Annotated in this window: 24 protein-coding genes; 10 read left to right on the top strand and 14 right to left on the bottom strand. The window is 63.3% G+C overall.

Going from position 1 to position 24,282, the window contains the following annotated elements; genetic code table 11:
- Positions 1-4: 4 nt before the first annotated feature.
- Together IE92_RS0105325 and IE92_RS0105330 are read right to left on the bottom strand one after the other, a co-directional pair.
- Complete coding sequence (locus IE92_RS0105325) at positions 5-448, bottom strand: DUF3995 domain-containing protein (RefSeq protein WP_156027396.1); 444 nt, start codon at positions 446-448, stop codon at positions 5-7.
- 60 nt (positions 449-508) lie between these two features.
- Positions 509-1,018 (bottom strand): DinB family protein, encoded by a 510-nt coding sequence (locus tag IE92_RS0105330; RefSeq protein WP_030143836.1) that lies wholly within the window; start codon positions 1,016-1,018, stop codon positions 509-511.
- A gap of 74 nt (positions 1,019-1,092) precedes the next feature.
- Here IE92_RS0105330 and IE92_RS0105335 point away from each other — a divergent pair, with 74 nt between their 5' ends.
- Entirely contained in the window at positions 1,093-1,887 is a 795-nt protein-coding gene (locus IE92_RS0105335; RefSeq protein WP_030143837.1) for an alpha/beta fold hydrolase, read from the top strand.
- Positions 1,880-2,428 (top strand): TetR/AcrR family transcriptional regulator, encoded by a 549-nt coding sequence (locus IE92_RS0105340; protein WP_030143838.1) that lies wholly within the window; start codon positions 1,880-1,882, stop codon positions 2,426-2,428. The genes IE92_RS0105335 and IE92_RS0105340 overlap by 8 nt, the downstream gene beginning before the upstream one ends.
- Before the next feature lie 227 nt (positions 2,429-2,655).
- Here the strand turns inward: IE92_RS0105340 and IE92_RS17750 are convergent, their stop codons facing one another.
- From IE92_RS17750 to IE92_RS0105355, 5 genes are all read right to left on the bottom strand, one after another.
- A complete protein-coding gene (locus IE92_RS17750) occupies positions 2,656-3,861 on the bottom strand; it encodes an acyltransferase family protein (RefSeq protein ID WP_162178487.1) in 1,206 nt (401 codons plus the stop codon).
- Entirely contained in the window at positions 3,812-4,690 is an 879-nt protein-coding gene (locus IE92_RS19140) for a patatin-like phospholipase family protein (RefSeq protein ID WP_081864037.1), read from the bottom strand. The genes IE92_RS17750 and IE92_RS19140 overlap by 50 nt, the downstream gene beginning before the upstream one ends.
- A 108-nt stretch (positions 4,691-4,798) precedes the next feature.
- Positions 4,799-5,461 (bottom strand): ABC transporter ATP-binding protein, encoded by a 663-nt coding sequence (locus IE92_RS0105345; RefSeq protein ID WP_030143839.1) that lies wholly within the window; start codon positions 5,459-5,461, stop codon positions 4,799-4,801.
- On the bottom strand, positions 5,458-6,909 hold the full coding sequence (locus tag IE92_RS0105350) for a hypothetical protein (RefSeq protein WP_156027398.1): 1,452 nt from the start codon (positions 6,907-6,909) through the stop codon (positions 5,458-5,460). The genes IE92_RS0105345 and IE92_RS0105350 overlap by 4 nt, the downstream gene beginning before the upstream one ends.
- Positions 6,910-6,990: 81 nt before the next feature.
- Positions 6,991-7,794 carry a hypothetical protein gene (locus IE92_RS0105355; protein WP_211250755.1) on the bottom strand — a complete coding sequence of 268 codons (804 nt, stop codon included), beginning with the start codon at positions 7,792-7,794 and terminating at the stop codon, positions 6,991-6,993.
- A 271-nt stretch (positions 7,795-8,065) separates the two neighbouring features.
- Between IE92_RS0105355 and valS the strand changes: the two genes are divergently transcribed.
- The 4 genes from valS to IE92_RS0105375 all read left to right on the top strand — a co-directional run bounded on the left by valS (position 8,066) and on the right by IE92_RS0105375 (position 11,973).
- Positions 8,066-10,648 (top strand): valine--tRNA ligase, encoded by a 2,583-nt coding sequence (gene valS, locus IE92_RS0105360; RefSeq protein ID WP_030143842.1) that lies wholly within the window; start codon positions 8,066-8,068, stop codon positions 10,646-10,648.
- A 1-nt stretch (position 10,649) separates the two neighbouring features.
- A complete protein-coding gene (locus IE92_RS0105365) occupies positions 10,650-11,102 on the top strand; it encodes a GNAT family N-acetyltransferase (protein WP_030143843.1) in 453 nt (150 codons plus the stop codon).
- A 1-nt stretch (position 11,103) separates the two neighbouring features.
- Complete coding sequence (locus IE92_RS0105370) at positions 11,104-11,370, top strand: hypothetical protein (protein WP_030143844.1); 267 nt, start codon at positions 11,104-11,106, stop codon at positions 11,368-11,370.
- A 189-nt stretch (positions 11,371-11,559) separates the two neighbouring features.
- Positions 11,560-11,973, top strand: coding sequence for a VOC family protein (locus IE92_RS0105375; protein ID WP_245601221.1), 414 nt, complete (start codon positions 11,560-11,562; stop codon positions 11,971-11,973).
- A 116-nt stretch (positions 11,974-12,089) separates the two neighbouring features.
- Here IE92_RS0105375 and IE92_RS0105380 read toward each other — a convergent pair whose 3' ends face one another.
- The 3 genes from IE92_RS0105380 to IE92_RS0105390 form a co-directional block, all read right to left on the bottom strand.
- On the bottom strand, positions 12,090-12,812 hold the full coding sequence (locus IE92_RS0105380) for an SDR family oxidoreductase (RefSeq protein ID WP_030143846.1): 723 nt from the start codon (positions 12,810-12,812) through the stop codon (positions 12,090-12,092).
- Positions 12,813-12,888: 76 nt separating this feature from the next.
- Positions 12,889-13,803 carry a LysR family transcriptional regulator gene (locus tag IE92_RS0105385; protein ID WP_030143847.1) on the bottom strand — a complete coding sequence of 305 codons (915 nt, stop codon included), beginning with the start codon at positions 13,801-13,803 and terminating at the stop codon, positions 12,889-12,891.
- Between the two features lie 85 nt (positions 13,804-13,888).
- Positions 13,889-14,695 carry a class I SAM-dependent methyltransferase gene (locus IE92_RS0105390; protein WP_043321959.1) on the bottom strand — a complete coding sequence of 269 codons (807 nt, stop codon included), beginning with the start codon at positions 14,693-14,695 and terminating at the stop codon, positions 13,889-13,891.
- A gap of 115 nt (positions 14,696-14,810) precedes the next feature.
- On the opposite strand from IE92_RS0105390, the gene IE92_RS18530 reads away from it, so the two are divergent.
- Genes IE92_RS18530 through IE92_RS0105405 form a run of 3 tightly spaced genes read left to right on the top strand, consistent with a single transcriptional unit; the run spans position 14,811 to position 18,029 of the window.
- Complete coding sequence (locus IE92_RS18530) at positions 14,811-15,338, top strand: lactococcin 972 family bacteriocin (RefSeq protein WP_281173588.1); 528 nt, start codon at positions 14,811-14,813, stop codon at positions 15,336-15,338.
- A complete protein-coding gene (locus IE92_RS0105400) occupies positions 15,335-17,386 on the top strand; it encodes a hypothetical protein (RefSeq protein ID WP_030143850.1) in 2,052 nt (683 codons plus the stop codon). Before IE92_RS18530 ends, IE92_RS0105400 begins: the two co-directional genes overlap by 4 nt.
- Positions 17,379-18,029, top strand: coding sequence for an ABC transporter ATP-binding protein (locus IE92_RS0105405; protein ID WP_030143851.1), 651 nt, complete (start codon positions 17,379-17,381; stop codon positions 18,027-18,029). The genes IE92_RS0105400 and IE92_RS0105405 overlap by 8 nt, the downstream gene beginning before the upstream one ends.
- Positions 18,030-18,223: 194 nt before the next feature.
- Here the strand turns inward: IE92_RS0105405 and IE92_RS0105410 are convergent, their stop codons facing one another.
- The 4 genes from IE92_RS0105410 to IE92_RS0105425 all read right to left on the bottom strand — a co-directional run bounded on the left by IE92_RS0105410 (position 18,224) and on the right by IE92_RS0105425 (position 22,238).
- Positions 18,224-19,297, bottom strand: a complete 1,074-nt coding sequence (locus IE92_RS0105410; RefSeq protein ID WP_030143852.1) for a 2,3-butanediol dehydrogenase — start codon at positions 19,295-19,297, stop codon at positions 18,224-18,226.
- Positions 19,298-19,498: 201 nt separating this feature from the next.
- Positions 19,499-20,776, bottom strand: a complete 1,278-nt coding sequence (gene clpX, locus IE92_RS0105415; RefSeq protein ID WP_030143853.1) for an ATP-dependent Clp protease ATP-binding subunit ClpX — start codon at positions 20,774-20,776, stop codon at positions 19,499-19,501.
- A 172-nt stretch (positions 20,777-20,948) separates the two neighbouring features.
- Positions 20,949-21,611 carry an ATP-dependent Clp protease proteolytic subunit gene (locus IE92_RS0105420; protein WP_030143854.1) on the bottom strand — a complete coding sequence of 221 codons (663 nt, stop codon included), beginning with the start codon at positions 21,609-21,611 and terminating at the stop codon, positions 20,949-20,951.
- Positions 21,612-21,638: 27 nt separating this feature from the next.
- Complete coding sequence (locus tag IE92_RS0105425) at positions 21,639-22,238, bottom strand: ATP-dependent Clp protease proteolytic subunit (protein WP_255505794.1); 600 nt, start codon at positions 22,236-22,238, stop codon at positions 21,639-21,641.
- 419 nt (positions 22,239-22,657) lie between these two features.
- On the opposite strand from IE92_RS0105425, the gene IE92_RS17765 reads away from it, so the two are divergent.
- On the top strand, positions 22,658-24,127 hold the full coding sequence (locus IE92_RS17765) for an ATP-dependent nuclease (protein ID WP_156027400.1): 1,470 nt from the start codon (positions 22,658-22,660) through the stop codon (positions 24,125-24,127).
- Positions 24,128-24,282: the final 155 nt, after the last annotated feature.

A 24,282-nucleotide genomic window follows, 5' to 3' on the forward strand; every position in this document is an offset into this window, starting at 1 on the left:
GCCGCTAGCGTCGGCGCGCGCCGATCAGCAGGGCGATCCCCAGCGCCAGGCACAGCGGCCGATAGACGCGCGCATCCAGGCGGCGAAAGGTCTCTCCGGGCTCGGGGAGTTTCAGCAGCCGGCAGGCAAGGACCCCGCCCGCCCCACCGCGTGCAAGCACACCCGCGGCCGCGAGCACCCGCGCGGTTCGCACAACCCCGCTCTCCCCCGCGGCCCCCGACACGGCGACGCCAGCGGCGAGCGCTCCCACCGCCACGATCCCCGAGGGAACCGGGCCAGGCATCTCCTCGGATCCCACCACGGCTCGGGCCAGCTCGGGCCGCGTGCGCGCGGGCCAGGACGATCCGGTAGCCCACACCACGTGAATGGCACCGATCAGGCCCAGACCCAGGCCACCGGCGATCCGACCGCTCCGGGTCAGCGGACGAGGGGACGCGGGAAGGCTCATGCCGCCCACGCTAGCAGCCCGGTCTCGCTCGAACACCGATCCGTCCCGTTCGGCACGTCCCTAATCGCTCACAGTTCCATCCAGCGCCTCGCGGATGATGTCGGCATGACCGTTGTGCTGGGCGGTCTCCTCGATTAGGTGGGCGATAATCCCGCGCAGGTTCCACACGGCACCGTACTGATCGGGCACCGCGGCGAGCGCATCAAAATCCCCCTCGGAGAGCAGGGCTCGGGAGCGTTCGATCGCCGCCACATAGTCCGAGCGCAGCGTTTCCGGCGCGAGCCCCGCGGCGGAGGTGAGCTCCCAGTCGGGATCATCGGACCAGGGGGCACTCGCCCAGGGTTCGGGCATGTCCGCGCCTCGGAACCGACGCGCCAGCCAGATGTCTTCCACATACGTGAGGTGGCGCAGCAGACCCCCGAGGGTCAGCGTGGAGACGGTGGTTCGTGCGGCAAGCTGGGAGGCGTCAAGCCCCGCGGTCTTATCCAGCATCGTGGCGCGGTGATAATCCAGCAGGCTCACCAGGATGGTGCGTTCATCGCCGGAGGAAGCGGGGTCAATTCGGTTCATTATCCCAGTGTCCCAGACCGGGTTGACATTAAAAACTAATAGCGTTAGTTTTAACCCGTCGAAAGGAATTTGAGATGACATCCAGCATTCAGTACCTCACCCGCCCCGAGGGGCGCGTCGCGTTCGAGCGCAGCGGCGAGGGTCCGCTGATCGTCTGCATTCCCGGCATGGGCGACCTGCGAAGCTCCTACCGGCACACCACCCCGGCCCTCGTGGCCGCCGGCTTCTCGGTGATCACGATGGACCTGCGTGGCCACGGCGACAGCGACAAAACCTTCACCGACTACGGCGATGCCGCAACCTCCACCGACATCGTGGCCCTGCTCGACTTCCTCGACGAGGATGCGATCGTCGTGGGCAACTCGATGGCCGCCGGTGCCGCGGTGATGGCCGCCCGCGCCACGAGCCATATTCGGGGAAACGTTCTGGTGGGCCCGTTTGTGCGCAACCCCACGGGCAACCTCGGCTGGATCCTCAACATTCTGCTGCAGCCGCTCTGGGGCCGCGCGGTGTGGATGGGATACCTCCCCAACCTCTATGCGGGCACCAAGCCCGCCGATCAGGCCGAGTATCTCGCCAGCGTCCGCCAGGCGCTGCGTCCCGGTGATGCCTTCCACGCCTTCCGTCTCACCACCCGCGCCGATCACGCCCCCGCCGAGGCGGCGCTCGACACCACCACCCCGACCCTCGTGGTCATGGGTGAGAAGGATCCCGACTTCAAGGATGCGCGCGCCGAGGCGCAGTGGATCGCGACGCAGACCGGCGGCCGCACGCTCATGGTTCCCGACGCCGGGCACTACCCGCAGTCTCAGCGTCCGGAGATCGTCGCCCGGGCCATCATCGAGTTTGCGCGGGCCCAGCGTGGCTAGGGCGGGCCTCACCCCCGATCGGGTGCGGGATGCGGCAATCGAGCTGGTGCGCGCCGAGGGCTTTGAAGAACTCTCCCTCGGTGCTCTCGCACGCGAGCTCGGGGTACGCGTTCCGAGTCTCTATAACCATGTCACCGGCCTCGACGCACTCCGCGCCACGGTGGCGGCCGCCGCGGTGCTCGCCCTGGACGAGGCGCTGAGCGAGGCGAACACACTGGAAACCATCGCCCACGCCTACCTCGCCTTCGCCCGCACCGAACCCGGCCTCTACCGCGCCTCGCTGCGCGCCCCCGATCCCGAAAACACCCACCATGAGGCGGCGGCCCTGCGGGTCCTCGAGCGGATCGAGGAGGCGCTGTCGGAGTTCCCCCTGGGCCCCGATGAGCGGATCGACGCGATCCGTGGGCTGCGGGCACTCCTGCACGGATTCGTTGAGCTGACGTTGGCCGGGGCATTCGAGATGCCGCGGCCCATCGAGGTCTCCCTGGATGCGGTTCTGGCGGTCTTTCGACGCGGACTGGAAACTTTTCCCGCAACCTGACGCAACACTCGGTCATCGGACAACATCGGGCGCAATACCAAATTGACCGACCCGGATTCGCACGATTGGATAGCACTACCGCCGATCACCCGCGCCCACCAATATGGTGCAGCCGCGCAACCGGGTGAGAGGCGAGCGTCCCGCCGCGTTACCCCGCCGCGGGTTCGTGTCCGATCGGTGTCTGGTTGGGGATCCCGACACCGATCGGACACGATGACGACACAGCCTCAAGTCGATCGGGTTTGCGGATTACGGTTCCGCGCGCGCCTTCTACCGAGAAATCCTCTTGCGATGTGCACCACGGGCCGTTCAATCAGTCGGTGGAGCGAATACGCCATCGATGTGGCGACCACGAAAAGCATGCAAAGCGCGCCCAGTGCGCCCCAAAGTTCATACCCATCGGCGGGTCTCACGTATTTCGTCCATACGGTAATAATCGGCCACTGAACCAGGTAAAACGAGAACGTAAATGGCGCAAGCGTAGCCACGGGAGACAACCACGCGTGCGACCTTCCCAATCGCCACTCAGCATTTGCGATGCCCGCGACGATCAACACAATTGGCACCAGCGTAAGCGAGGTCAGCGCTACCAGGAATGGTGCCCACAGGGTTGCATAGACAATGGCCAGCACGGTGAGTATGGCCACCAGGTATGGCGAGACGGTAGGCCAACTTCGTCGCATAAAAATCGTGCACACGATTGCACCAATCACACATTCAATCAATCTGATTGGCGGAAACAAATAAACTAACCAAAACTTCCACTGAGACACATCCACCTGATCAGCTCCGGTCAGAAACGCGGGTTCGCTGAGCGTACGGCCATCTGGAAAAATCGAAAGAACCCACGGCAAGAGAATCACGACAGTGGCGAGTGCGGTTCCCAGTATCCAGAGCAGCTTGGTTGAACGTCGAGTTATCCAGGGGAGCACAAGTGGAAACGTTCCATAAAAGAGCACCTCAACACAGAGTGTCCACGCGGGAACATTAAGGCTGAAGAAGTATGAATCGTTAGGAACCCAACCGTGCACAAGAACAAGGTTCGCAATCGCGGGCAATAGCCCCGGCCATCCCAATACAACTAAACAGATACCCCACAAGATCACGTGCGAAGGTACGATTTTGAGAAATCTACGTGCGATGAACTCCCCATTGACGCGCTGTCTCGATGCAACCCAAGTAATGATGAATCCGCTCAGGACGATAAAGAAGGATACTGACTCGTATCCGACCTTGTTAAAAATTTGAGTTGTCGCCAGATGAAGATTGTCATCTCGAAATACTCGATACTGCAGAGCATGTGCAAGAAAAATCAGTAGTGCGGGTAAAACCCTGATTCCCGCCAGCGATTGCAGCGGCACACCCATCTGCGTGGGTACGGCCCTAGCTGTCATTTTTCGACGTCCAATAGTCGTCCAGACGTTCAGCTTCATGAATACCCTGTACGAAACCCGCACGCGCAGCTGCCCGCTGCACGTCGGGGTCCATGAGGCGACCATGAAGTATCGACGCTGATGACCTATCGGGCTCTACAACGAAGGCCCGCGCACGCGCGGGTGCTTCCGAGTCTCGTGGCCCCTGGAGGTTCGGTGTGGGCTGAATCACGAGTAGCCGTCGAGCCTGCCCCACAAGATCGACGTTAGTGTCACTCAATACGCCCGCGTCAAAAAGGGTCTCCTCGCGGTCGCCAAGGCGGACATCGACTGGCGGCCACATGCCCGGAACAGCACTGGCTGATGCTATGGCCGTGAATAGCGGAACCTTTGAGTTCGAGTCCAAAATGACACGTTCACCCGTCGACGCCTGCAGGGACACTATTTGAAGTGACTTTTGGGGCCAAGAGCAGATTTCGCCAAGTCTCATGCGAATAGTGTCGATTCGCTCACGGTGGAGTAACTGACGGTCGGCGTATTCGCTTCGTAGTGCAAAATCCGCCCAGAGCAGCGAATAGGCGGCTTCATCTCGCGCTTCGGGGAGAATTCGCCCGGCTTCAGCCGAAAAATTCCTGGAACGCCGCGGTATATTCGTTTCCCGGTCCGTCGTCTCCTGACGAAGCATATTGAGATATGCCGCCCTAATCGCTCCGTGGTTTAGGAGCAAAACGCCAGCAGTTGCCCCCGCCGAGGTTCCGAGGACAACCATATCCTCATATTGGGTGAGATTCACCCGTGTGGAGATCGCATGGAGGTATCCAGTCATCCACGCAAGACCTCCCGGCCCGCCGCCGCCAAGCACCACCACTCGATTCAACATTTTCGGCATGTGATCACCTCATTTCGTCGTGACCCTCAGTCTGTGCTTCGCCGTATGGAGTAACCACACCCGCGCAAGGGTAGGCATTCCGGTCACTAGCTTCGATTGAAGTTTCACCTAGCCGAGTACGTCTGAGGAATGCCCGGGCGGTCGCTCGATTACCTGCTGGTCCTCGATCACAAATACCCGCTGGGCCAGCAGGTCGACATCATGCGGATCGTGACTCGTAAATACGATGGTGATGCCCTCATCGCGAAGGCGGACGAGCCGCTCGCGAAGTGACTGCGCGGAGGCCGCATCGAGCGCGTTAAACGGCTCATCCAGGATCAAGACCTGGGGCTCCTCCATGAAAGCCTGGCAGAGCGCCAGTTTCTGTTTCATCCCCAGTGAATACTGCCGCACCCGCCCGGTGTTTTCGGGGTCGAGTCCGAAAGACCGCATCAGTTCGGCGAGTTGCGCCTCACCGGTGCGACGACGAATCCGGGCGAGTGTCTTGAGGTTATCGATTCCACTGAGATGCAGCAGCGCTCCGGGACGATCGATCAGCACGCCGAAGCGGTCGGGAAAAACCCTGTGTCGGTCGAGGAATTTGGGGTCAATAACCACCTCGCCACCGTCGGGCTTCACGAGGCCGCAGAGCAGCCGAAGCAGGACCGATTTCCCCGAACCGTTTGGCCCCACCAGGGCATGAATCTCCCCGGGTTCAATTGCCAGGTTAACGTGCTCATACAGGGTTTGTCCCCGAAAGCGTTTGACCAGTTGTGTGACGGTGATGATCATGAGGGGGCTCCTTCCAGAGCCGAGCGAAGCGAATATGGGATACGAGTGCGAGCAAGAACGGCCAGGCTGAGGGCAAGCCCGATCGCAGGGATGAGGGGGCCGGCAAGTTCGGGCCAGATTGTTCCCGGATGGCCCGGATCGATCCGCACGGAAATTAGCGGGGCGATCGGCCCCAGCTGAATAATCGCCGGATAACCAAGAACCACATAGCTGCCCAGTGCCACCGGCCACGCATGCTCGATCGCCCGCACCCACCAGAGCAGGAGCACCAGCGTAAGTAACATGAGCGTCTGTGCGAACAGGGCCAGGGCAAGGATCGCGAGTACAGCGGTACCTCGAGCTCCCCCATGAAGGGGTTCGGCCGTAAGGAGGCTGGGTGCCCGGATCACCACGAGAATGAGGCCGATGCCCGCCGTGATCACGGCCAGGGCAGCGAACCGCATAAGCGTAGAAACCAACCACCGGGTGTGACTGCCTCGGCGAAGCACCAGCTGCTGATGCCAGGCGGCCCCCGCGGTAGCCAGGTAGTGGGCCGCGAGTGTGGCCGCAACCAGGGGCAAAAGAAGTGTGCGAACATACCCGATCGGGTCCGCGAATCTGCCGGGAATGAGTGTCGCCAGAATCTCATTCGGGGTGCCCGCGACAAGGCCCGTACCCCACACGGTGATGATGCCCGCCACGACCAGTGCACCCACCCCCACCCACCGCCCACCCCGGAGACGGCGGCCGTCACGGTGACACAGCACAAGAACCGAGGCGAAGGTGAGAAGACCGAGGAACGCCCCCGTGCCCGGCCACGTTCCGGTATTCAGGGCATGCCCGGGATCGATCAGGCTCGCCGGGTCGATGCTCCAGACGGGCGAAGCCGCCCCCACTCGGGCGGGCGGGTCTCGCCAGGGCAGGGCACCAAATGCTGCCAGCGTGATCAGTGTTCCGGTGATCGGGATGATCACGCGTGCGGTCTTGGCGAGTCCGGCGGCAGCGAGCGCGAGAGCGAGCGCCGTCACCAGGGCGAGCGCAATCACGACCCACACCAGGTGAAGGATGACCGCGAAGATCGGCAGTTCGAGGTATTCGGCAAAGCTGCCCGCGCCATCCTCCGCAAGCTCTTCCGAGGTGTGGCCGATTGCCTGGCCGCTCCAGCCCGCCCCCGTACCGCGCGGTGCTGCGATTACCAGGGCGGCTATGCAAAGCATCACCACATGAACCAGGCCCCTACCCGCGAGCTCCCCCGTCGCCTCCCAAGCCGCGCGGGCGCGGGATCCGGAGCGGATCAGGGTGTCCGGGAGGCCCAACCGGTTCAGGGCGCGCGTCACGGGGACCGCCCAAAATAGGAACAGGATTCCGCCCAGTTGGGGATTGCCCACCACCACAAAATACAGATCCCACGCATTTGTCTCCGGCCCCGGCGGGCGCACCGTGGATGCGGCCAGAGCCAGAGCAACCATGAGTGCGATCACTGCCGGTCCGGCGGGTGAGAGAATCCCCTGGCAGAGTCCACGAAAAATTGAGCGCCACATGACCGAGACCTAGGCCAGTCTCGGATGTGATCGAGAACGCGCCAACAGTATCGACAGCGCGAGCAGTACCAACATTGCAAGGATGAGCCCCGGGGCCAGCGCATCGCCCAGCGTGAAGCGTTGCAACCCTCCCGGATAGACGGCACCGATAACAAAAGAGAGTTCGGGCCTGCTCCCCACCTGCGCGACCACACTCTGAATCATGTACACCGCCAGGGGAAACACCAGTGCCAGCACACGGCTCCGAAATATCAGCGCCGAGACAAAGCCCAGCGCGGCAAACACGGCCGCATGACCCCCGAGCCACAACGCCACTCCGGCACCGAAGGCCACACCGCCGCCGCGCAACAGCACCACCAGCTGTCCGGCCGATTCGGCTACGGCTCGTACGGCCTCGGCCGAGGGCCCAAACTCCTCGGGCACAATGGCGCGAGGGAAGAGAGTGGGAATAATCGTGGCGGCCACGATCCACCAGACCATCCCGATCAGCGCAAAACCCACCCCCGAAATCGCAACCCCGCGCGCCAGCAGCGAAGTCAAATAACGGCGAATATCGGTACGTGCCCGAACTAAGGGAATCCATCCCGCATGCAGCTCATGGGCGAGACGACCGCCGCCCAGATACGCGGCAACAAGGGGCAGCAGCAGTCGAATGCCGCTACCGGCGAAAGCGGCGTAGACCCCCTCGGGACCGCTCACCAGGCTGTGCGAGGAATCGCGGAATCCGGTATACAACCCGAGTATCAGCACGGCTAGAAGCACGGCGACGGGAAAACCCCAGGACGGGACGCTCCCCCGCCGAACTCTTGACATTGTGGACTCCCGATCTCACGCGTGGCGACACCGAGCCGCACGAGTGACCAGTCACACACCAGACCTTGAGTAGCCGCTGGACGCTCAGAAGGGATTCGGCTTTTTTCGTCACATAGCGGCGATTCTCCCGGCGAACGCACCGTGCGTAGCCGACGCGCGACTCCGACACGGCAGTTCGCCTCGCGGGCGGGCGGCTCTCCGCTAAACTGGACGTTAGTCACCCATTAGGCACGTACACACCGTGCCGCCCATAACGAAACCGGAGCATGCGATGAGCACCCCCGTCCCCGACAAGCCCGCCCTCGAAGGCCTCGAAGCCAAGTGGGGCTCGGTCTGGGAAAACGCCGGAACCTACCGCTTCAACCGTGCCGCCGCCCTCGAGGCCGGTCACGACTGCGTGTACTCGATCGACACCCCGCCGCCCACCGCCTCCGGTTCGCTGCACATCGGTCACGTCTTCAGCTACACCCACACCGACGTGGTCGCCCGCTTCCAGCGGATGAACGGCAAGCAGGTCTTCTACCCGATGGGTTGGGATGACAACGGTCTGCCCACCGAGCGTCGCGTGCAGAACTACTACGGCGTGCGCTGCGACCCGACCCTGCCCTATGTGGCCGATTTCGTGCCGCCGCACGAGGGTGGCGACGGCAAGTCGAGCAAGGCCGCAGATCAGCTGCCCATCTCGCGTCGCAACTTCATCGAGCTGTGCGAGAAGCTGACCGTCGAGGACGAGAAGCAGTTCGAGTCGCTGTGGCGCGACCTCGGCCTTTCGGTCGACTGGGACCAGAGCTACCGCACCATCTCCCCCGAGGCGATCCGCACCAGCCAGCTGGCATTCCTGCGCAACCTCGAGCGCGGCGAGGCCTACCAGGCCCTCGCCCCGACCCTGTGGGATGTGACCTTCCGTACCGCCGTGGCCCAGGCCGAGCTGGAGGACAAGGACCAGCCCGGCGCCTACCACCGCCTGTCCTTCGCCAAGGCCGATGGCGGCACCATCGAGATCGAGACCACCCGTCCCGAGCTGCTCGCCGCCTGTGTTGCCCTGGTCGCGCACCCCGATGACGAGCGCTTTAAGGACCTCTTCGGCACCACCGTGACCACCCCGGTGTTTGGTGTTGAGGTGCCCGTGCTCGCGCACCACCTGGCTCAGCCCGATAAGGGTGCCGGTATCGCGATGATCTGTACCTTCGGTGACCTCACCGATGTCATCTGGTGGCGTGAGCTCGACCTCCCGAACCGCACCATCATCGGCAAGGACGGCCGCGTGATCGCCGAAGCCCCCGAGGCCATCACCTCCGAGGCCGGCAAGGCCGCCTTCGAGTCGCTCGTGGGCAAGACCGTGTTCAGTGCCAAGACCCGCGTGGTCGAGCTGCTGACCGAGGCCGGCGCGCTGATCGGCGAGCCCAAGAAGATCACCCACCCGGTGAAGTTCTTCGAAAAGGGTGACAAGCCGCTGGAGATCGTCTCGACCCGTCAGTGGTACATCCGCAACGGTGCCCGCGACGAGAACCTGCGCGCCCGCCTGCTGGAGCTCGGCACCGAGCTGAACTGGCACCCCGACTTCATGCGCGTGCGCTACGAGAACTGGGTCAACGGACTCTCCGGTGACTGGCTGATCTCGCGTCAGCGCTTCTTCGGTGTGGCCCTGCCGCTGTGGTACCCGCTGGACGAAAACGGCGAACCCAACTACGACGCCCCAATCGCCGCGACCGCCGAGTCGCTGCCGGTTGACCCCACCGCGGACCCCGCACCCGGCTACACCGAGGACCAGCGCGGCGTTGCCGGCGGCTTCATCGGTGAGGTTGACGTGATGGACACCTGGGCCACCTCCTCGCTGACCCCGCAGCTCGCGGGTGGCTGGGAGCGCGACCCCGAGCTGTGGAACCTCGTTGCCCCGTTCAGCCTGCGCCCGCAGGGTCAGGACATCATCCGCACCTGGCTGTTCTCGACCATGCTGCGTTCGACCCTTGAGGACGACCGCAAGCCGTGGAGCGACGCCGCGCTGTCCGGCTGGATCCTCGACCCCGACCGCAAGAAGATGTCGAAGTCCAAGGGTAACGTCGTCACCCCGGCGGACATCCTGGAAAAGCACGGTTCGGACGCCGTCCGCTACTGGGCCGCCACTAGCCGCCTGGGTACCGATGCCGGATTCGACCCGCAGAACCCGACGCAGATCAAGATCGGTCGCCGCCTGGCGATCAAGGTCCTGAACGCCACCAAGTTCATCCTCGGCTTCGAGGCCCCCGCGGGCGCCGCGGTCACCGAGCCGCTGGACCAGAGCCTGCTGACCACGCTGAACAAGGTGGTGGCCGACGCCACCACCGCGTTTGCGAACTACGACCACGCCAAGGCACTGGAAATCGCCGAGTCCTTCTTCTGGGAGTTCTGCGACGACTACCTGGAGCTGGTCAAGGAGCGCGCCTACGGTGAGCCGGGCGACGCCCAGGCCAGCGCCGTAGCCGCCCTGCACCTCGCACTCGACGTGCTGCTGCGCCTGTTCGCGCCGTTCATTCCGTTCGCCACGGACGAGGCGTGGTCCTGGTTCCGCGAGGGCAGCATCCACTCGGCCACCTGGCCGAGCGCGGATGAGGTTCCCGCCACCGGCGATCCCGCACTGTTCTCGCTCGCGAGCGCCGCACTGATCGGTATTCGCCGCGCGAAGACCGACGCCAAGGCCTCGCAGAAGACCCCGGTGGACACCGCCACCATCGCCGGTTCGGCCGAGCAGATCGCCCTCCTGCAGGGTGCCCTGACCGACCTGCAGGGTGTGGGACGCATCAATGAGCTGAAGACCGCGATCGGCGATGAGCTCGCCGTGACCGAGATCGTCTTCGCCGAGGTTCCCGAGGCCTAGCATGAGTGTCCGCCCCATCCGTGCCGACGAGTTCGCCGACTGGCACCGTCTCTTCTCCGCCTATGCGGGGCTCTTTCGAGACGGTGTGAGCGACGAGCACGCCGAGCTGGTGTGGGGATGGATCACCCGGGGCGAGCATCAATTGCACGCCCTGGTGGTCACCGATGATTCGGATCGGCCGGTCGGTCTGGCGCATGTGCGCTGGATCGCCCGGCCGCTGGCCGGCGAGATGGGCCTCTATCTCGAAGACCTGGTGATCGACCCCGATGTACGCGCCCGGGGCCTCGGCCGCGAACTGCTGGACGGGGTGGCCGAGTTTGCCCGGGAGGGCGGCGCACCCACGGTGCGCTGGATCACCGCACCGGATAACACCCGGGCACGGGCGCTCTACGCACGGGTGGCCGAGGAGGCCCCGTACATTATCTATGACCGGTTTGTGGAGGTGGGCAACTAGCATGCAGCTGGGTACTCGATGGGGGTTCGGTGCGGCACTGCCCGCCGCGCTCCCCGCGGCGGCCGAGGTGCCGGTGCGCGAGGTTGAGGCGGTCAGGGAGCTGTCGTTTTCGGCGGCGGAGCTGTCACACTGGCGCTGGACCCTCACCTATCTGGAGGGCCGCCCGCACCTGGAACTTGAGGACGGCACCCTGCTGGTTCTGAACCCGGACGGCAGCGCCGCGAGCGTCACCGAGCCGGGCGCCCCCGATCCCGACGACGACTGGTAAACCGAGCACCCCGGAGTACCGCACCGCCTTCCTGAGAGCCGCAGCCGGCCCCGAGTTCGGGCGCCCCGGATCGGCACCTCATCGCCCCGAGAGCCTCCCCGATTCGGCACGTAAACTCCCCGAGAATTCCGTCAAGGCCGGTACCCAACCGCCCAGACTTTTACCGTCAGCACAGCCCCAAGGAGCCCCGTGATTCCGCAGCCGCTGCCCCACCGTGAGGATCCGGTTCCGGACACCCCGTTTGGTCTGGGCCTCCAGCACGTCCTGCTGGCGATGCCGCGCGGTGGCGAGGACGATGCCCGTGCGTTTTTCGGCGGCCTGCTCGGCCTCACCGAGATTCGCAAGCCCACGGTGCTGATCGCCCGCCGCGGCGTGTGGTTCCGCGGCGACGCCCTGGAAATCCACCTGGGAGTCGAGGATCCCTTCCGCCCGGCCCGCCGCGCCCGCCCCGGCATCATGACCCGGGACCTCGACCTGCTCTCGATCCGACTGCGCGAGTACGGCCTCCCGGTGGAGATGGACGAGTTCTTCCCGCCGTATCGCCGCCTGATCTCCGAGGATCCGTTCGGAAACCTGCTGGAGTTCGTGACGCCGCGGGTCTAGGTCCAATTCGGGCCATCACCGGACCGGCCATGAGGGTTGAGCACCATCCCCTCACCGGTACACACCCAAAACGCCCGTGAGATCCACCGATCCCACGGGCGTTCCGTGCTAATTACCTAGACGATCAGCGTCCCGCCATCCACGACCGAGACGGTCCCGGTGACGAAGTCCTGATCCATCAGGGCGAGGAACGCCTTGGCCACGTCCTCGGGTTCACCCACCCGGCCCATCGGCAGGCCCGCGGCGGTGCCCGCATACATGGCCTCGCGGTCGGCCTCACTCATGCCGTTCCACAGCGGGGAGCGCACCACGCCCGGTGCCACCGCGTTGACGCGCAGCGGGGCGAGTTCCACCGCGAGCGAGCGCATCGCCGAGATCGTGGCGCCCGAGGCGGCGGATCCGAGCAGCCAGCCGGGTCCGCCCCGGTAGGCAGCGGTTCCGCTGGTCAGCGTGATCGACCCTCCGACCCGCAGGTGCGGAACCGCGAGGCGCACGGCGTCGAGGGCGTGGAACAGGCGCAGCCCGAAGAATGCGGCCGCCTTGTCCGGGGTGAAGTCGCTGAGCGGAACCGCGGCGAGGTTTTCGGCGGCGGTGTAGGCCAGGTGGTCAAACTCCCCCACCAGGTCGAAGAAGGCGGAAATGTTCGCGGAGTCCGCCGCGTCCACCGCATAACCGGTCACCGATTCGGGAAGTTCACCGAGGGCCCGGCGCACCGATTCGGGGTTGCGGGATCCGATGAAAACCTGTGCTCCGGCGAGCGCCGCGGCGCGAGCGGTGGCCAGGCCAAGGCCCGAGGTTCCGCCGAGGATAACAATCTTTGAGGTGTTGTTTACTGTCATGGATCCATGGTCGATCCAGGTGGGCACGGCCGTCCAAGACCCTTTTTGCGCGTGTTGATACCCCAGGGGTATCGGGTTACACGTCGGCGACTGACAGTCGCTCGGCGGTCAGTGTGCCCACCTCCCGCTCGGCGATCTCGCTCAGCGCGGTGAGCACCGGAGTCTGCCGATCGGCGGGGATCGCCAGCCCGACCCGACCGTGTGGCAGGTCGCTCACCGCCCGACTCACCACGTCCCCGCGGGTATAAAACGCGGCGGTGGATGCGGGCAAAATGACGATGCCCCGCCCGGCGGCCACGTACTCCAGTTTCTCCTCGACCGTGTTCACCACGGGCAGGCCGATCCGATCCAGCGAGAGCGCATTCGGGCGCACTGTGAGCACCGCGTCGCGCCATTCGGGTACAGCGTCGGGATCCTGCAGAAGGTTTTCGGCGGTGAGTGCGGCGAGGGTGATCTCTTCCAGCTCCAGCAGCGGATGCCCGGTCGGGAGGACCACCACACGCGGTTCCTGCAACAGTTCGGTCACGTGCAGGCCGCGGCGCGGAACCGGCAGGCGCACAAAGCTCGCGTCGATCCCGCCCTCCAGCAGGGCCTCGACCTGGGTGTCCCAGCCGGTGCGTTGCACGTCCACGGTGAGTCCGGGGAAACGCTCGACCAGATCGCGCACCACCGAGGTGATGATCAGGCCCGGCATGAACCCGATGGTCAGGTGCGGTCCCTGCCATCCCGCGGTGCGAGCCCGGCGCTGCAGCGCGGCGGCCCCGGCAAGCAACGCGCGGGCGTGATCCACCAGCGCGGTCCCGGTTTCGGTAAGCCGGGTGCCACGGCTCGACCGCTCAAACAGGGTGGTCCCCAGTTCCCCCTCCAGCGCGGTAATTTGCCGGCTCAGCACGGGCTGGGCGATGTGCAGCCGCTCGGCCGCGCGCCCATAGTTCAGCTCCTCGGCCACCACCAGAAAGTAGCGCAGCTTGCGCAGGTCCAGGTCACTCATGCTCGGAGTCTACTCCGGACGGGACCACACACCGGTGTGCGAGGTACCCGAGGCCCACGACCTGGGTCTCGGGCACCTCGAACGGCTACGCGACCGCCAGGATCTCCCCGTGCGGCATCGCGTACCAACCGGCCGGGTCGGCGACCCAGGCGGTCCAGGCGTCGACGATCTGCTGGATCTGGGTTTCGGTGGCGATACCCTGGCTGATCGCGTCCGGTCCCCAGTTGGAGGAGGACGCGCGCTCGGCCCAGGCACCGCCCCACCACTCGCGCTCATCTGGTTCGGAGAAGCCCCACACCGATGCGCTTGCACGCACCTCGGTGAAGCCCGCTTCGAGCGCCCAAGCCTTGAGGAAGCGGCCACCGTTGGGTTCTCCCCCGCCGGAGCGGGCCAGTTCCTGATACACGCGCATCCACTCATCCAGGCCGGGCAGGAGTGGATACCAGGAGGCGGATCCGTACACCACATCGCGCGCGGCGACGATACCGCCGGGCTTGGTTACCCGGCGCATTTCGCGGAGCGCGGCAACCGGGTCGCCGAGGTGCTGGAGTACCTGGTGGGCGTGCACGATATCGAACGAGTTGTCCTCGAAGGGCAGTTCATACGCGCTCCCGGCGAGGAAGTGGGCGTTGTCGACGCCGAGTCCGGCCGCACGCTGAGTAGCCTGCTGGGTAACCGATTCGGAGGCGTCTAAACCAAAAACATCGCCCGGAAATACTCTCTGGGCGATGTCGGTGGTGATGGTTCCGGGGCCACTTCCTACATCGAGGACGCGACAGCCGGCAAGCAGATACGGGGAAAGATAGGCGGCCGAATTCTCGACCGTCCGCCACGAGTGAGTGCGAAGAACACTGGGGTGATGCCCCAGCGTGTACCGTTCCATACTTGCCATATCGCCAGCCTAGGAGTCGTGGTCTGGCCCCCCTGACCGTATGACAGAATCACGCCCGTTCTGCCGCGTGGCGCAATCCCGAGCCCGGCCCGGCACCCCTTTTATGACGTTTTGGATGTCATATTCACGGTTTCCCACGGAAAAACGAAACCTGGCGACACCCGGCGTCACACTTCGGCTTCTTTATCTGGCTCCCAGGTTTCGGCGCGTACCGTGGCCGCCACCTCGCCCCACTCGGTGCGGGGTGATCACCACGAAGAAAGGAATTGCCATGAAAAATCTCCTCAGAAACGGCATCATCACGGGTTCCCTTGTGACCGGGCTGCTCCTCACCGGAGGCGCGCTCGCACCCGGAGCCTTCGCCGCCGATACCAGCACGCCCGATGGCGGAGGAAACTCCACGCAGAGTAACAACAAGCCGTTGAAGATCGAACACCCCGGCGGCGGAACGTGGGATTGGGGCGTCCTGTTGGGAGACAACTGGTCGTACTATCTGCACGGGTCCAAGGTCCATGGATCCAGCGTAGAAGGCGACAACGGACTGGTCCGATCGAAATGGGTCGATCCCGGACAATGGTCCAAGGCCAACGCACCCGATACCAACCTATTCCGGATTGACGGAGCATACTGGCGCGTCAGGTGACCTCGCGTCTCCCACAGCGAGGACTCCGGCTGGCGTATTTCCTTGCGCTGGCCGGGGTACTCGCGGGCGTCTTTGCGACGCTTGTGGTGATGGAGGACCGAACGGGTTCCCTCGGCTGGAACCTCGCGTTCAAGGCGGTGGCGAGTGATCGGGGCGTTGTCCCGGCCGCCGATACACTGTCGAAGCTCACCCGAGTCGCCACCGAGGGGCGATACACCCTCGCCAGATTTCGCGCAGATCCCGAACACCCAGCAAACCAAAACACGCTGGACATGATCATCGGTGATCCGCGCAGCGATCTGGCCGAATGGGTGCGCTCGGGCTACCCACAGTTTGGACCGGGAACCAGTGCCACAGTGGAAGCAATTGACCCACAAATTACCGGCGACCTCGCCGGGGACTTTGTCCTGCAGGGGTCACCCAACGATCGTGATCGTGTCGCCGCAGTATTTGAGCGTGCGGGCTACACGACTCAATTCGTCGATCTCTCGGACTCACGGCCGTTCCTCATCTGGTTCATCCAGGAACCGATGGCCCCGGGTCTCATCGCACTTGCCCTCCTCAGCGTGCTCCTCACAGTCCTCAGCGCACTGACTTCCGTTCGTCGCTACGCGATCGGACGGCTCCACGGAGCGACCGCTCTCCGCCTGCTCGGCCGCGACCTCGCCGATGTTTTCCTCGGGTTCTGGCCCGCGTGGATTTTTCTGGTCCTGGGCGCTACTGTCCTAGTCGTCTGGGGCAACGGCGGCAACCAGCTGCCGCTGTATCTCACGGTCGTGGCGAAGACCGCACTCGTGCTGTTAACACTGCTGATCGCCTGCCACGCTACCGCCATCCTGATCACCACCCGAGTGCCCATCCACCGCGCGCTGACCGGCCGTTCGATCGCACGTGGTTCGCTTCCGCTGCTCCTCGTTATTCGCGTGCCCGCCCTGGTTTTCGCCCTTATTCTCATGTTTCCTCTGGTTCAAACCCGCGCGGATCTGGAGGAGAAGAATCAGGCAATCACCGAGTGGCGGGCCTACCCCACCGCCAGCTTCATCAACCTCAGCGGTGCCCAAAACAATTCGGTGGCCGAGGCACAGATGCCCGCGCTCGGGGCGCTCATTCGCGCCGAGGAGCAGTCCGGAACCATCATTCTGGCATCGTCGGATGTGCTCACGTCGGTCACCGGCGAACTGCCGGTTTTTCGGGTCAATCCGAAGTTTCTGGACTCTCAACCCCTTCACGATGACCGCGGTACCGTCGTGGTTCCCGATCCTGCCGCACTCACACTTCTCGTTCCCGCGTCTCGGTGGGCCGAGCGCGACGCCCTCGTCGCCGCGGTCAAAGGCAGCCGCGAAAACGACAAAGACCGCTCGGCTCCCCCGAGCGAACCGCCGTCGGTGGACGCCCAGAAAATCCGCGACGGACAGTCGATCTTCACGTTTGCCCAGCGAGCGAGCGAGGCCTCCCCGGCGCGGCTCACCGACACGATCATCCTTGTCACTCCCACGGGCTCCGGCACGATCTCCGACTATAATCTGGCCGCGACAGCCTCGGGAGGCGGCGTCATTGTGCTGAATCGCGACGCCCTGCGCTCGCAGATCACCGCTGCCGGCCTCGGAGAGATCATTCGCTCCTACGAACCGGCAGGCGAAACCGCGCGGGTGGAGCGTGAGCGTACCGCGCGTGACCTGACCGGGGCGGTGTTCGGGACGATCGCCGCGCTCCTGGTCCTGATCGGCGGGGCGCTGGGTACCGCCGAGTTCACCACGCGCAACCGCTCGACCGAGCTGTTTGTCCAGTTTGCCTCGGGATGGCGGTTCACCAGGCGGTTCCGGCGAATCCTCCTCGCTGAGGTAATTCTTGCGGTGGCCGGGCTCGGGATCCTCGTGGCAGAGATCGCTAGACGATCACAGTACCGCAGCAGTGAGCCGGTCGAACCCTCCATGCTCCCGATCTTCCTGGCCGGCGGCGCCGTGGTTGTACTCTCCTCCGGCGTCCTGATCGCCGGACTCCACCTGTTCCCCACCCGCAGTCGACGCACCGGAGGTTCCGATGACTAACCCCGCACCACTCACCCTGCACGATCTGAGCAAGCGCTACGGCGAACGCGTACTCTGGCATCAGCTCTCCGCCGAGATTGCGCCCGGGGAGCTGGTCGCGGTCACCGGCCCCAGCGGCTCGGGCAAGTCCACGCTCCTCAACGCGATCGGCCTGCTCGAACCCGCAAGCTCGGGGCGGATCACCGTCGGCGAGGACGAGCTCACTCGGTTCGGCCCCGGCCGCGCCCGCCGGTTTCGCCGAGACGTGCTCGGCTACCTCTTTCAGAACTTCGCCCTGGTCGGCTCGGCCAGCGCCGCCGCCAACATCCGGCTCGGTCTGGTGCGCTCGCCCGGCCGCAGAGTCCTCGCCGCGCGCACCGCCGCGGCGCTGGACCGGGTGGGGCTGGGCGGACGCGAGCGCACCCCGGTGTACCAGCTCAGTGGCGGGGAACAGCAGCGGGTCGCGCTCGCCCGGCTGATCGTCAAGGATCCGCGAATCATCCTCGCCGACGAACCCACCGCGTCCCTCGATGCGGGCAACGAGCGGATCGTCCTCGATGTCCTGCGCGAACGGGCGGCGGCCGGCGACATCGTGTTGATCGCCACCCACTCGACCGCGTTGGCGGCCGCCTGCGATCGTACGCTCGTTCTTACGCCGCCATAACCGGCGGGAAAACACACGGCGGGCGACCCGCCGAAACCGGCCGGTCGCCCGCTCGCTTGGCCGGACTCCAGACTCCAGCACCTTGAGACTAGAGGCTAAGCGCTCTACGCCAGATGCCAGACGCTAGAAGGCTAGAGGCCACAAACCAGGGACCGTAAGTCAAAAGCCCATTAGTCAGCGCCCATAATCCCGGCCTAGAGCCCCGCGCCCGAGGGTGAGACCAGGATCTTCACCGCGGTCTCGTTGCGGTTGATCAGGGTGTCAAAGCCCTCATCGATCAGCTGATCCAGCCCGATCTTGCCGGTGATGAACGGCTTGAGATCGATCTTGCCCGACTCCACCAGCGCGATCGTGTCCGGGTGGTTCCCCATGTATCCGATCGTGCCACGCAGGTCGATCTCCTTGACCACGAGCTTCTGTAGGTCCACGGTCGCCGGCTTGCCCCAGATCGAGACCACCACGATCGTGCCGCCGGCCTTGATCGCGTCCACCAGGGTATCCAGCACCACGTTCACCGAGGTGCACTCGAACGCAACATCGGCACCGCGGCCGTCGGTGAGTGCCCTGACCTCCTCCACCACGTTGACCTTCGAGGGGTCAAACGCGTGGTCGGCAACCCCGGATTCCAGGGCCTTCTTGCGGCGCAGCTCGCTCAGCTCGGAGATCACCACGGTCACCCCCTTGGCCTTGAGGACCGCGGCGGTGAGCAGCCCGATCGGACCGGCCCCTCCGATCAGGGCCACGTCACCCTCCCGGGCACCGCTGCGCACATAGGCGTGATAGCCCACCGACAGCGGCTCGATCAGCGCGGCCTCATCCAGCGGCACATTGTCGGCAATGGGGTGCACCCAACGACGCTCCACGGTGATCTTCTCCCCCAGTCCGCCGCCACGGCCGCCCAGACCGATGAAGTTCATGTTCGGGGTCAGGTGGTAGTTGGTGCCGGGCTCGGTCGAGTACTGCGGGTCGATGATGTAGGGCTCGACCACAACCTTCTGGCCCACCTCGATATCGGTGACGCCCTCACCCACCGCGTACACCACACCGGACATTTCGTGCCCGAGGGTGATCGGTGCCTCCTCGCCCGAGATCGGGTGCGGGTGTCCCGCCGGCGGCACAAAGATCGGCCCATCCAGATACTCGTGCAGGTCGGATCCGCAGATTCCACACCAGGCCACATCGATACCGACGGTCCCGGCGGTCACCTCCGGTACCGCAATGTCGTCGATTCGAATGTCGCCACGGTCATAGAAACGTGCTGCCTTCATGGGGTGCTCCTCACTCGTCATCCGGATGGGAGGGATCGCCTCCCACCAATAACTTTACGCTCGTTATGTATTGAGTTCGAGGGATCCCTCGGCGTGCCTCAAGACGGGTTCCTCCCCCGATGAATTTCGAGTAAACACAATAGAAAAGGCCCGGCACGAGCATGGCGTGACGGGCCTTTTGGCCGGATAAACCGGGAAGATCTAGGCGGACTTCTCGCGCACTCGGCGCTCGCGCACCACCAGGGTTGGGGCGGCATTTTCCACCACGGTGGCCTGGGTGATGATGACCTTGCCCACCTCGGTGGTGGAGGGAACCTCGAACATGATCGGTCCCAGCACCTCCTCCATGATCGCGCGCAGACCACGAGCACCGGTCTTGCGCAGCACCGCGAGATCGGCGATGGCCTCGACGGCCTCGGGCTCGAACTCCAGCGCAACTCCGTCGAGCGCAAACATACGCTGATACTGCTTGACCAGGGCGTTCTTGGGGACCGTGAGGATCTCCACCAGCGCCTGCTGATCCAGCGGGGTGACCGCGGTGACCACGGGCAGACGACCGATGAACTCGGGGATCAAACCAAACTTGTGCAGGTCTTCGGGGAGCACCTCGGAGAACCAGTCGGTCCCGTCGGAATCGGCGTGCAGCGGCGCACCAAACCCGATGCCCTTCTTGCCCGCGCGGGCCGAGATAATCTCCTCCAGCCCGGCAAACGCGCCGGCCACGATGAAGAGCACGTTGGTGGTGTCGATCTGGATGAATTCCTGGTTGGGGTGCTTACGCCCACCCTGCGGCGGCACCGAGGCGACGGTGCCCTCCAGGATCTTCAGCAGCGCCTGCTGCACACCCTCACCCGAAACATCGCGGGTGATCGAGGGGTTCTCGGCCTTGCGGGCGATCTTGTCAACCTCATCCACGTAGATGATGCCGGTCTCGGCCCGCTTCACGTCGAAGTCGGCGGCCTGAAGCAGCTTAAGCAGGATGTTCTCGACATCCTCACCCACATAGCCCGCCTCGGTCAGCGCGGTGGCATCGGCCACGGCGAAGGGCACGTTGAGCTGCTTGGCCAGGGTCTGGGCCAGATAGGTCTTACCGCACCCGGTGGGTCCGATCATCAGAATGTTGCTCTTGGCGATCTCCACCTCATCGGCGCGATCCTCGGCGCTGGCCAGCGTGCCGCCGGCCTGAATGCGCTTGTAGTGGTTGTAGACGGCCACGGCGAGGGCCTTCTTGGCCCCCTCCTGACCGATGACGTACTCCTCGAGGAAGTCAAAGATTTCACGCGGCTTGGGCAGATCAAACTCGGGAGTCTCCTCGGTGCCGGCCTCGGCCAAACGCTCCTCGATAATCTCGTTACACAGCTCGACGCACTCGTCACAGATGTACACGCCGGGTCCGGCGATCAGCTGCTGCACCTGCTTCTGGCTTTTGCCACAGAAGGAGCACTTGAGTAGATCAGCGCTTTCACCGATGCGTGCCATGATTCCTCCAGATCCGGGTTACCCCCAAGGTTACCGTCACCTTGAGCCTAGTCGAGGCCACCGACGTCGTGTGTCCGGCCCCGCCGCATTCCTTCACGACCGTTATGGGCGCGGAATGCACGCGAGGCGCGTGTTGAGAAACTCAGCACGCGCCTCGCGGATAAAGCAGTTGCTACGCGGTAATCGCGAGCGGGTTCTTGCGGCTCTCCAGAATCTGGTCGATCAGACCATATTCCAGCGCCTCCTGAGCCGAGAGGATCTTGTCGCGGTCGATGTCCTTGTGGACCTCTTCCACGGTGCGCTTGGTGTGACGGGCGAGGGTTTCCTCAAGCCACACCCGCATGCGGGCGATCTCGGCGGCCTGGATCTCGATGTCCGAAGCCTGTCCGCCACCCTGGCCCACGGCCGGCTGGTGAATCAGGATGCGGGCGTTCGGCAGGGCCAGACGCTTGCCCGGGGTACCACCGGCGGTCAGCACGGCGGCGGCCGACGCTGCCTGGCCGAGCACCACGGTCTGCACGTGCGGACGGATGTACTGCATGGTGTCGTAGATCGCGGTCATCGCGGTGAAGGATCCACCGGGCGAGTTGATGTACATCATGATGTCGCGGTCGGGGTCCATCGACTCCAGCACCAGCAGCTGCGCCATGATGTCATCGGCCGAGGCGTCATCCACCTGCACGCCGAGGAAGATGATGCGGTCCTCGAAGAGCTTCGCGTAGGGGTCCTGACGCTTATAACCGTAGGCGGTGCGCTCCTCGAAGCTCGGCAGAATGTAGCGCGAGCTCGGGCTCTGCAGCATCGAGCCGCCGGCCTGGAAAGTAGGGGTCTGCATATTCTCTATCCTGTCGTTTCGCGCCGGTTACTTGGATTCGGTTCCGCCGCCGCCGGTGACGTCGGTAGCCGAGGAACGAATGTGGTCCACAAAGCCGTACTCCAGGGCCTCTTCGGCGGTGAACCAGCGGTCGCGGTCACCGTCCTCGTTGACCTGCTCGACGGTCTTACCGGTCTGGTCGGCGGTGATCTTCGCCAGGCGCTGCTTCATGTCGTTGATCAGGGCAGCCTGAGTCTGGATGTCGCTCGAGGTACCACCGAAGCCACCGTGGGGCTGGTGCAGCAGCACGCGTGCGTTCGGGGTGATGTAGCGCTTGCCCTTGGTGCCCGCGGTCAGCAGCAGCTGGCCCATCGAGGCGGCCATACCGATACCCACGGTCACGATGTCGTTGGGCACAAACTGCATGGTGTCGTAGATCGCCATGCCGGCGGTGATCGAACCACCCGGGGAGTTGATGTAGAGGAAGATGTCTGCTTCGGGGTCCTCGGCAGCAAGCAGCAGCAGCTTGGCTGCGATCTCGTTTGCATTGTCATCGCGGACCTCGGAGCCGAGCCAGATGATTCGGTCCTTCAGAAGACGGTCAAATACACCGGGCTGGGGTGTGATGTCGGCCATGTCGCGCTCCATTCGTTTTGTGCGTCGAATTGAATCTATCGCGCCCGAAGGCATCGCGCTGGCGTGTTCGCCCACGGCGTGCACCGTGGCGTTTACCGTTCGCTCGGGGCAAACAACACAGCAGGTTCGCACAGCACCAACACACGCGAGCACCGTGGAGCACATCTCCCTACAGCGTTCACCTCAGGCATAGAACTTGCCCCCAGGCCCTTACGGGTCGGCGAAAAATGACGCTGCTTAGCAAACAGTGTTTGAGACGCGTATCGGCCGACCAATCTCTACAGAGATTTCGGCCGGGCCCCTCGAATTGGGGCATAGCTGATGGCATGTAGTTCCAAAGGGGTCGTTGAAATCTGAAATACAGTTCATTGGGTACCGATGATTAGACAGAACTTCTCTTTGCAAGAGGCTCTGCGAGCTACAGGAGTATTTTGAGTCACAATAAGAACCTCAAGTCGTTGGCAGGCAAATTTCAAGAGAAGCATCGACACGCCAATTTCGGTCCTGCTCTGCAACGAATGGCTGTAAACGGATTTCGCGGGGTAAACCTGCCCGAACTGATTCTTCAATCACCAATCACAGTTCTCAGCGGAGTCAATGGAACAGGGAAAAGCACTATCGCGCAGTTAGCTGTCTGCGCGTATTCCAGGGATTCTGCCGGCGAACAGCTCCGGTTTTATGTCAAAGACTACTTTCCAGTCTCAGTTATGGACCCTAAACCCTTTGTTGATCAAGCCACAGTGCGATTTGAATATGCAGCGCCCCCGGGACTGGAGCCACAAAAAGTAACTACAAGCCGGTCCGCCAAGAATAGCTGGACCGGATATAAACGCCAGCCGCCCAAGTCAGTCTTTTATGTAGGGCTGACCCATTTCCTCCCAAAAGTGGAGAGGAAAGATATGTCGGTTTACGCTGGTGCCCGAATCTCAATTGACAATGTCAATAAGCTCGATGACACGATTCGAAAGCACTTGTCAGGCGTCATCGGGAAGAATTACTCAAATGCTGAGCTTCTCGATATAACGCTAAATCGGAGTTCAACAACGATCGCACGTGTAACGCACGCTAATACCCAGTATTCAGAGAATCACATGGGATTCGGTGAAGGTCGCATGTTTTACCTCGTCTCGCTATTAGAAAAAGCTCCACTTAAAAGCCTGATCATTATTGAAGAACCTGAAACGTCTCTTCATGGTCATGCCCAGCAAAGGCTCGCTCGATACTTGGTAGATGTTTCAAACCGCCGCGGTCATCAGATCATTATGACCTCACACAGTGCCGCAATTATGAACGAGCTAAACCGTGAATCGATTGTTTATCTGAAGAGAGAAGCCGACGGCTCGATCACGTCTGCTACTGGGCTGAGCACTTACCAGATCGATTCGTATCTTCACGATTCCGAAAAAAACAATGCGGCAATCTGTGTAGAGGACGTTACTGCAGAAATTCTGTTGTCCGAGGTGCTCCGGGTACACGATCCGCATTTACTTTCCGGAACTCATTTCCGAATTGTTGGAGCAGGGCAGGATATTCCAAACGTAGTAAAGACACTGCGTGACTCACACGTCCGAGCCGTCGGTGTAAGCGACGCGGATTTCAACCACGAAGGTAAAGACTTCACTATGAGCATGCCAGGAAAGCTAGCTCCAGAAAAAGAAATCTTTGCACATCCCAGCGTGCGTTCTTATTTTGCTGAGAAGCCATACTCGAGCAAAATCGAAGACCTTCTCTCCACCGTGGATGATCATCACGAGTACGCAAGGAAGATTAGCAAAGCAGTTAACCTTCGCGAGGATGCAGTATTAGCCATTTCGTGCAAGGAATTTGTGAACGCGCAACCTGAAGGTTACTTCACTGAGATTGTGTCATTCATCAAGAAGTCATTGGGAGATAGGAAATAGTCCTACAGAGTACTCGAGAGAGCTAAAGACACAGCTGGCTCCAGCTCAGTCACTTGCGTCTCGTTTCGGGTAGTCGGATATGTTTGAAATCAAATTCTTTCAAGCGCTGCCGTCAACTCTAGCGTTGGTCGAGGGAGCGGTTTTCCAGAACCACC

The sequence above is a fragment of the Mycetocola saprophilus genome (assembly GCF_000718085.1).
Classification (GTDB): Bacteria; Actinomycetota; Actinomycetes; order Actinomycetales; family Microbacteriaceae; genus Mycetocola; species Mycetocola saprophilus.

What these genes read in the sequence shown, in the direction of transcription:
- IE92_RS0105365 (WP_030143843.1), top strand. Translation starts at nt 10,650, where the DNA reads ATGAGTGTCCGCCCCATCCGTGCCGACGAGTTCGCCGACTGGCACCGT.
- IE92_RS18530 (WP_281173588.1), top strand. Translation starts at nt 14,811, where the DNA reads ATGTCATATTCACGGTTTCCCACGGAAAAACGAAACCTGGCGACACCC.
- IE92_RS0105330 (WP_030143836.1), bottom strand. Translation starts at nt 1,018, where the DNA reads ATGAACCGAATTGACCCCGCTTCCTCCGGCGATGAACGCACCATCCTG.
- IE92_RS0105390 (WP_043321959.1), bottom strand. Translation starts at nt 14,695, where the DNA reads ATGGCAAGTATGGAACGGTACACGCTGGGGCATCACCCCAGTGTTCTT.
- IE92_RS0105425 (WP_255505794.1), bottom strand. Translation starts at nt 22,238, where the DNA reads ATGGAGCGCGACATGGCCGACATCACACCCCAGCCCGGTGTATTTGAC.
- valS (WP_030143842.1), top strand. Translation starts at nt 8,066, where the DNA reads ATGAGCACCCCCGTCCCCGACAAGCCCGCCCTCGAAGGCCTCGAAGCC.
- IE92_RS0105410 (WP_030143852.1), bottom strand. Translation starts at nt 19,297, where the DNA reads ATGAAGGCAGCACGTTTCTATGACCGTGGCGACATTCGAATCGACGAC.
- IE92_RS0105370 (WP_030143844.1), top strand. Translation starts at nt 11,104, where the DNA reads ATGCAGCTGGGTACTCGATGGGGGTTCGGTGCGGCACTGCCCGCCGCG.
- IE92_RS0105380 (WP_030143846.1), bottom strand. Translation starts at nt 12,812, where the DNA reads ATGACAGTAAACAACACCTCAAAGATTGTTATCCTCGGCGGAACCTCG.
- IE92_RS0105385 (WP_030143847.1), bottom strand. Translation starts at nt 13,803, where the DNA reads ATGAGTGACCTGGACCTGCGCAAGCTGCGCTACTTTCTGGTGGTGGCC.
- IE92_RS0105345 (WP_030143839.1), bottom strand. Translation starts at nt 5,461, where the DNA reads ATGATCATCACCGTCACACAACTGGTCAAACGCTTTCGGGGACAAACC.
- IE92_RS0105335 (WP_030143837.1), top strand. Translation starts at nt 1,093, where the DNA reads ATGACATCCAGCATTCAGTACCTCACCCGCCCCGAGGGGCGCGTCGCG.
- IE92_RS0105355 (WP_211250755.1), bottom strand. Translation starts at nt 7,794, where the DNA reads ATGTCAAGAGTTCGGCGGGGGAGCGTCCCGTCCTGGGGTTTTCCCGTC.
- clpX (WP_030143853.1), bottom strand. Translation starts at nt 20,776, where the DNA reads ATGGCACGCATCGGTGAAAGCGCTGATCTACTCAAGTGCTCCTTCTGT.
- IE92_RS17750 (WP_162178487.1), bottom strand. Translation starts at nt 3,861, where the DNA reads ATGAAGCTGAACGTCTGGACGACTATTGGACGTCGAAAAATGACAGCT.
- IE92_RS0105405 (WP_030143851.1), top strand. Translation starts at nt 17,379, where the DNA reads ATGACTAACCCCGCACCACTCACCCTGCACGATCTGAGCAAGCGCTAC.
- IE92_RS19140 (WP_081864037.1), bottom strand. Translation starts at nt 4,690, where the DNA reads ATGCCGAAAATGTTGAATCGAGTGGTGGTGCTTGGCGGCGGCGGGCCG.
- IE92_RS0105325 (WP_156027396.1), bottom strand. Translation starts at nt 448, where the DNA reads ATGAGCCTTCCCGCGTCCCCTCGTCCGCTGACCCGGAGCGGTCGGATC.
- IE92_RS0105420 (WP_030143854.1), bottom strand. Translation starts at nt 21,611, where the DNA reads ATGCAGACCCCTACTTTCCAGGCCGGCGGCTCGATGCTGCAGAGCCCG.
- IE92_RS0105350 (WP_156027398.1), bottom strand. Translation starts at nt 6,909, where the DNA reads ATGGTTGCTCTGGCTCTGGCCGCATCCACGGTGCGCCCGCCGGGGCCG.